Raw genomic sequence first — 6,931 nt, 5'->3', positions numbered from 1 at the left:
GATTTATTTCGATAATATTGCTAGAAAGCTCCATCACAATAATAAGTCAACGCGGATAGGTTTCCGGGAAACGCTTGTGCTTGAATGCCTTTTAAAGCATGCCCCTCAGGCGGTGAGTAAACAGACGCTGATTTGTTATGGTTGGGGCAGTGAGTACATCGGTCAGACGTCGCTGGCAAAATCAATCAGTGCTCTGCGGCGTGCATTGCTTGCAATAGGTGCGGATGCCTCATTGGTGATCACAGTTCCTAAGTATGGTTACCGATTAACGGAGGGGATGATCTCGCATCCTGCTGCTGAGCTGGTATGCCGTGAGGAGAGTGATGATACGCCAGTGCAACACACGGTATCTCCTGAACAAACACAACCCGCCCAAACTCAGAATGTCAGTCAAGAGCCGCGTAAAGTGCCGCTCTACCGGCAATGTTTGTTGATTGCGACGACACTATTATTGTGTGTAGCCACGAGTGTTTTCGTGGTTGGCAAGATAAATGGATGGCGCTGGAGCGATTTGTCTCAACGAGGGGGGTTAAGCCAAAAACGTGTGGGCGCACTTGACGTGTTTTACCGTCCTGACACTGAGCTTAGCTTCTCGATAGAGCAATTTTTGACCCACGGTCAGTGTAACTGCCTTGTTTACATTGAAAAAGAACACAAGTATTCCACCCTGATCTTTGTTTCAAAGAAGACACATCGAAGTACTTTCATACGTTACTCGCCACTGAATATTGTTCACGCAACACAACAAATCAATGAATTTCTCCAACAGGAAAAATAGCGACCCTATTCACATGAGTGGTGGCTAAATTAAATAATATGTTTGGTTTTTTGTCCTTTTAATTACTCTGAAAATAGAGCCTATACTCTATTTTTGTCGCTATAACCTCCCCCAGTTATTGAATAAATATCACATTGAATACCCCGTATTCTTTTGAATGTATTCCCATAAACCCATGAAATTTAAGGGTAATTAAATTCAATGCTTTTCATTATTTTTTATTGATTCGTTATGAAAGGGTAAGGGCTGCGACGACCATGACAGTCGCACAATGACTCGTATTAATGCTTCGATAAGGAATACGTCAAATGGCTAATAAAACACGTGTAACCGCGCTCACGCTGTCCAGCTTATCATTATTGGTTCATGCAGGGCTCGCGCAGGCAAACATATACCCTGATCAAATTGTGCTCGATAACTTAGGCGATGACCAATGTCGAGCGGACTACCGCCCCCTCACCGCCGACGAAGCAAGCACCCATCGAGACTATTTGACCGATCGCATGGGGCAGTGGCAGATCTCTGGGCTTGCGGGTAATTGGGTCATCATGGGCAGTGGATACAATGGCGAAATCAAACAGCAGTCGGGGGCGCCAGCAGATACCTGGTGTTATCCAGAAAACGATGAGGGTGAAATTCCTCATTATGCCGCTAAGAGTATCCCTGAGGGCACGGAACTTGATATTCAGTATGCGCTCGTCAATAACCGCAGTGAATTTGTGAAGCCGCTCAGTTATCTTGCTCACTATCTCGGTTACGCCTGGCTTGGAGGTAATCATAGCGACTATGTCGGCGAAGATATGGACGTGTGGCGCTCAGGCGATAAGTGGTACATCCGTGGTAATAATGATGGTGGGTGTGATGGCTATCGCTGTGGTGATAAAACCACAATCACGGTCGACAACTTTGCCTACACCCTCAATGATAGTGACTTTTGGCACGGTGATGTGGTTGAGTCCGACCGCCAGTTAGTTAAAACCGTTTCCGCGGTAGCACGTAATAATACCGATATCGATCAACAGGTTGTCGTTGATCTTAAAGTTGATGAGTCCACCAGTTGGGAAAAAACCAACACCTATGGGTTTTCACAAAAAGTGGAAACTGAAAACAGTTTTGATTGGCCGCTGGTGGGCAAAACTAAGCTAACCATTTCCTTTGAGGCAAACCAAAGTTTTGCCAGCAGCAATGGCGGTGCAAGTAGCGAGCAAGTGACCTTGCAAGCGCGTCCTTTTGTACCCGCTAACTCAGAGATCCCAATCCGCGTTGAGTTATATCGTTCTAGTATCTCTTACCCGTATCGATTTGGCGCAGACATCAGTTACGACGTTAACTTTAATGGCTTCTTGCGTTGGGGCGGTAACGCATGGCACACCCATCCAGACAATCGCCCCACACATAGCCATACCTTCACCATGGGGCGCAGTAGCCAGCCATCTGCGGATATCGCTTATCAGTGGCACCATCGCTATATCCCTGGCGAAGTCAAATGGTGGGACTGGAGCTGGGCCGTTGAGAAGTACGGGCTGCAAAGTATGCAGTGGGCGACAGGAAAGAGCTTACGTCCTTTCTACTCGTATGTGTCTGGCGATTTTTATGCAGAATCACAATATGCGGGCACCATTGAAGTCGGACAAGCCAAATCGCTTGCCTCTCAACACGCTACGCGTAGCAAGCGCGCGGCGACACCAATGGGTAGCCATGACAGTGTGAACGGGGTGGAGCTTATTTCCAACTTTGATTCGGATGAGTTGGCCGCGCTCGGATTTGAAAATGCTGAACTGACGATTAAACCTGCTCAGTAAGCTGAAAAAGCAAGCAATCAGCAAACATGCCGCACCCAAGCGGTGCGGCCTTTCTTTTCAGGTGGCGGGTGGTGGAACGTCTCACTCCAAAATCTTGTTCTACAGTTGTAGAAGGTTGAACTGGGCGTCAAGGAGCCATAATGAGACTCTATCTATACATCCTGGCCTTCTATTTGATGAGCGTTGTACCCACTTGGGCCGCCGATGTACTGCTGGTTCAGAGCTATCATAAAGAATACGGCTGGGATGAAAGCTATATTCGTGGGCTAGAAAGTACGCTTGTCGATGATGTGACGCTACACACTTTTGAGATGGATACCAAACGCTTGCCCAAGTCCCAGTTTGACATGCAAGCAGATAAAGCTGTGGCGCTTTATCAAAAGATTAGCCCCGAGGTCGTTGTTCTTGGAGATGATAATGCGTTGAGCCATATGCTGCCGAGACTGAGAAACGAAGATATCGATATAGTGTTTTTAGGTATTAACGCCAATCCACGTCGATTAATGGCGAAATACGCCGGTAAGGCGCGAGTCACTGGTGTGTTGGAGCGCCCCTTGTTTGCTCGCAGTATGAAAGAGATGAGCGAATTGCTAGGGAAAGATCAAATGAAGGTAAAAATCCTCTTTGATGCGGGCACCACGGCGACGATTGCAACCGATTACATCGCCAGCCAATACGAAGATTTAAAACAACAGCTGGGTATCGATGTGACCATCGAAAATCACCGCTTGTTTACGTCTTGGAAAAACTCAGTGGAGCAATCCGAGGGTTACGATGCGATTGTGGTTGGTTTATACCAAATTATCCGCGATGAGTCGGACAACGTGGTTGATGCTAATAAAGTGCTCTCATGGACCAATGAAAACAGTGAGACACCTTTGTTCGGCTTTTGGGACTTTTCGGTCGGGAAAGGCCAAACAGCTGGTGGGGTCGTGCTATTTGGCGAATCCCAGGGTGTACAAGCGGGCAAATACGTCAACCGCGTGTTGGCGGGTGAAGAAGCCTCGGAAATTTCGGTTATTCATGGCAAGAAAGGGAGAGCCATTTATAGCGCAACAGAATTTGAGCGCTGGGGGCTGACTCCTCCGACACATTGGCGAAATATCGACTAGTTTGCCTGTTTCACTTGCCATTGAGCGTTTTTATATAGTGAGCGGGTGTGCCACCGTAAAGACTGTCAGGTGGCACGTCTTGTTTCACCACGGCGTTTGCTGCAATGACACTGCGTGCGCCGATCGTCACGCCTTGGCAGATCACCACATTGCCGCCAATCCACACATCGTCTTCCACCACGATGGGTTTGCACCAGGTCTCCCACGAGCGGCGGCTTTGAAAATCGAGAGAGTGGGTGGGAGTGTAAAACTGGGTATTGGGGCCAATCAGCACATGGTCACCGATAGTGATCGGAGCGCCATCGAGCATAGTGACATTCATATTGATTAAGGTATTGCTGCCAACCCGAATGGTCTCACCAAATTCACAATGGAACGGCGGTTGGATCACCGAACCTTCGCCGATAGCACTTAATAACTCGCGCAGCAGTTGCTGCCTTGTCGTCGTCTCTATTGTTTGATTGAATGCCAGTAAGGTTCTTGTGGCATGGTCTCGCCTGATATCAATGGATCCATCACTGTCATCGAAGACAAGTCCTTGGCACATTTTTTCCCATGCGGTCATGGTTTCTCCTTATTATTCGTGAACAGTGATACAAGACCAGTCATGACGGCATTATCTCAGTTTGTGGGAGCGTGAAAACAGAAATCATTTCTTAAGCGTTTTTCCTCTTTCTATTCTTTTCCCTTTCTATGACTATCAAAAAGAAGCGCCACTTGGCGGTGGCGCTTAATAACATGGTGTTTAACGCTTAACGAAAATAAACACGCACATCGGTTTGGCTTCGGCTTCCATCACCTGCAAGTAGCAAGTGCAGACGCTGTTGGTCACGTAAATCAATTTCGATGTACTGGTTGCTGCCCGGTACGTCTGAAACGGCTTGATTTTGCGCTTGCGTTGGCCAGTAATCCTCGGCGGCGAATACGCTCAGATCGCCCGCGTCACCGTCCGCCATGACCCACACTTGCGCTTTGGTTGCGCCTTCAGGCACATCGGCATATAGGTAGCGACGTTGATAAACGCTAATACTGTTGGGGCTGGCGACGTTAAGCTGAGCCGGGCGCAAGTCATCGGTGCCAGCTGGCGTTTCAGGCTGTGGTTCTGGCGTTGGCTCGGGTTGCACTTGGCCTTCCGCATTCACTTTGACGGTGACATCGGTAAAGTCACCGCGACCGGTGACACTTAAGGTATAGCGGCCTGGTTCTACATCATTAAGCGTCACGGTCTCATGACTGGTTTGGTTCCACTCGGTGGCATCAAAATCGTAATAGTGTGCTTGACGACCTTTCGCCACGTAGAGATCCGCGTTTCCTTGTCCGGCAATGCTAAATGTCAGCGCGCTAGCAGGTTGGGTAAGGTCAATCTGATACAGGTGCTCACTGTACGCTTGTCCACTAATGGTGACCGTTTGTCCCAATGATAGCGTTGTTACCTCTGGTTGCTCTGGCTCGGGATCAGGGTCTGGACGAGGTGGTTCACCGCCACCGGTGTTATCCAAGGTGTTCAGCCACTGCGCAAACTCCTGGTCATAACGATGGCCATAGTCTTTGACTAAATTTGCCCACTGCTCGAATTTCCCGGTGCGCCCGGCTTCAAGCAAGGTTTCTACAGCTTCGGGATGCTGTTCAAACAAGAAGCGTACCGCCAAATAGCCCCAGCGATATACGCGGTTCACATCATGCTGGTAAGTGGTGGCAAAAATGTCACTGAGTGAATAGCCGCCTTCTTTGCCTAAGCGTATGGCGTCGGCATAGTCATCACCATGGGCCATATACTCCGCAAAGCCTTCAAGCCACCACACCGTATGACCGTGGCGAAGTACGTCGTTGAAATCGCCGTACATATTAAAGCGGCCATCCAGATAGTGAACGTACTCGTGCTCAAGGTTCCAAATGGAAAGCGATTGGCCATTATCATTACGGTACGCGATAAAACGGGCTTGGTTGTCTGGTTTGGAAGGATTACCTTCTAAGTATTGGCCGCCATTATCGGTTGAGTTACCAAACAAAAACGAGGAATAGGTTTTGTAGTCGGACGGGTTATCAAATACCACGACTTCAACACTGTCGTTTAGATCATCGGCGACGGCCTGATAGCCTGAGTTCACGGTTTGATGGAAGGCAACTTCTTTTTGATGCAGGCTTTCGCATGCTTGTTGCGATTGCGCTAGTGTCATGCTTTGTGAGCGAATGATCGCCGGGCCTTCACATTGGTGGCGATAAGGTACCACTTTGGCTTCCAGTGTCGCTTTGGCGTCAGACAGACCTAATTCGGTCATTTTATCGGGGGCGTAAGCATCCACCATTTCTACCATGCCTACCCAAACCGCGTCGTTTTTGCCGCCCAGTGGGAAACGGGGTAACAAGTCGCGATAATGACTCATCACACGATCTCGCACGCTGGCTTGTGGCGCCATCAATAGTCGCCCCATTTCACGGACGGTATTCGACACCAATAGTGCACCGTGCTCGCTGTTGGACAGTTGTGGGTTATCCAACACGAATTGATAGAGACGGTCAATCAATGAGAGGTCGGCAGCAAGCTCGTCATAAAAGGCCTGACGTGATTGGTGGCCTGCCATGGCACGGAAAAGGTTATTCAGTGCATCCGCGTAACGGCGTTCATGTAGGCGATCTTGCCTGAGGTTTTCAAGCAGTTGAATTTGTAGGTCCAAAGTTTGCGGTAAACGCTTGATGCTATCGGCCATCAGCGTTAAGCCATGCAAGGCATCGGTTTGGGCGCTACCTTTTGCCGTTGCGTAGGGCGAATGCAAAAATGTGTTGATGGCATCCGCAAGGCGGTCGTCTAGTGCGTCCGAAAAGTCGGCGTTCGCTTTATCACTATAAAAGCGAACATAGTAGGCGGCGCGCACATACTCGGCTAAGTTAGCAATTTGGCGGGCTTGGCTGTCATCCCCTTGATAATTGGCAATGGTCTGCGCTAGGCGCTGCGCCACTTTGTTTACAAAGGTTTCTTGGTAGACGTTGCGATATCGAATAGACGTGGTGTCGTACCAGCTGGTAAAGCAACTGCGTTCAGCACTCATAATGGCTTGGAGCGGCGTGTTACTGGCCGCTAAATCGGCAATGTCACATTGAGCATCAGCCCATGCACTGGTGCTACTAAAGGCGGCAAGCGCAATGAGTGCCGAAAGAGTTTTGGGTCGGGAAGGAAATAGTGTATACATTTCAAGCTCCTAGATATGATTAGGCGGAGCCGTTATAACGATTTTCCCGAC

5 protein-coding genes are annotated in these 6,931 nt (G+C 49.0%); 3 read left to right on the top strand and 2 right to left on the bottom strand.

Features of this window, described 5'->3' with window-relative positions; translation table 11 throughout:
* The 3 genes from BZG74_RS11030 to BZG74_RS11020 form a co-directional block, all read left to right on the top strand.
* On the top strand, positions 1-778 hold a 778-nt coding region (locus tag BZG74_RS11030), incomplete at its 5' end, for a winged helix-turn-helix domain-containing protein (RefSeq protein ID WP_158020646.1).
* A 308-nt stretch (positions 779-1,086) separates the two neighbouring features.
* Positions 1,087-2,580, top strand: a complete 1,494-nt coding sequence (locus tag BZG74_RS11025; RefSeq protein ID WP_077772646.1) for an aerolysin family beta-barrel pore-forming toxin — start codon at positions 1,087-1,089, stop codon at positions 2,578-2,580.
* Between the two features lie 140 nt (positions 2,581-2,720).
* Entirely contained in the window at positions 2,721-3,692 is a 972-nt protein-coding gene (locus tag BZG74_RS11020; RefSeq protein WP_077772645.1) for an ABC transporter substrate-binding protein, read from the top strand.
* Positions 3,693-3,702: 10 nt separating this feature from the next.
* Here BZG74_RS11020 and BZG74_RS11015 read toward each other — a convergent pair whose 3' ends face one another.
* Positions 3,703-4,257 carry a sugar O-acetyltransferase gene (locus BZG74_RS11015; RefSeq protein WP_077772644.1) on the bottom strand — a complete coding sequence of 185 codons (555 nt, stop codon included), beginning with the start codon at positions 4,255-4,257 and terminating at the stop codon, positions 3,703-3,705.
* 187 nt (positions 4,258-4,444) lie between these two features.
* Positions 4,445-6,880, bottom strand: a complete 2,436-nt coding sequence (locus BZG74_RS11010; RefSeq protein WP_077772643.1) for a M9 family metallopeptidase — start codon at positions 6,878-6,880, stop codon at positions 4,445-4,447.
* Positions 6,881-6,931 lie beyond the last annotated feature (51 nt).

It is taken from the genome of Salinivibrio sharmensis, assembly GCF_001995985.1.
Taxonomy (GTDB): domain Bacteria; phylum Pseudomonadota; class Gammaproteobacteria; order Enterobacterales; family Vibrionaceae; genus Salinivibrio; species Salinivibrio sharmensis.
Note: the sequence above shows the minus strand (reverse complement) of the source record. Positions and strands in the feature narration are given on the sequence as shown.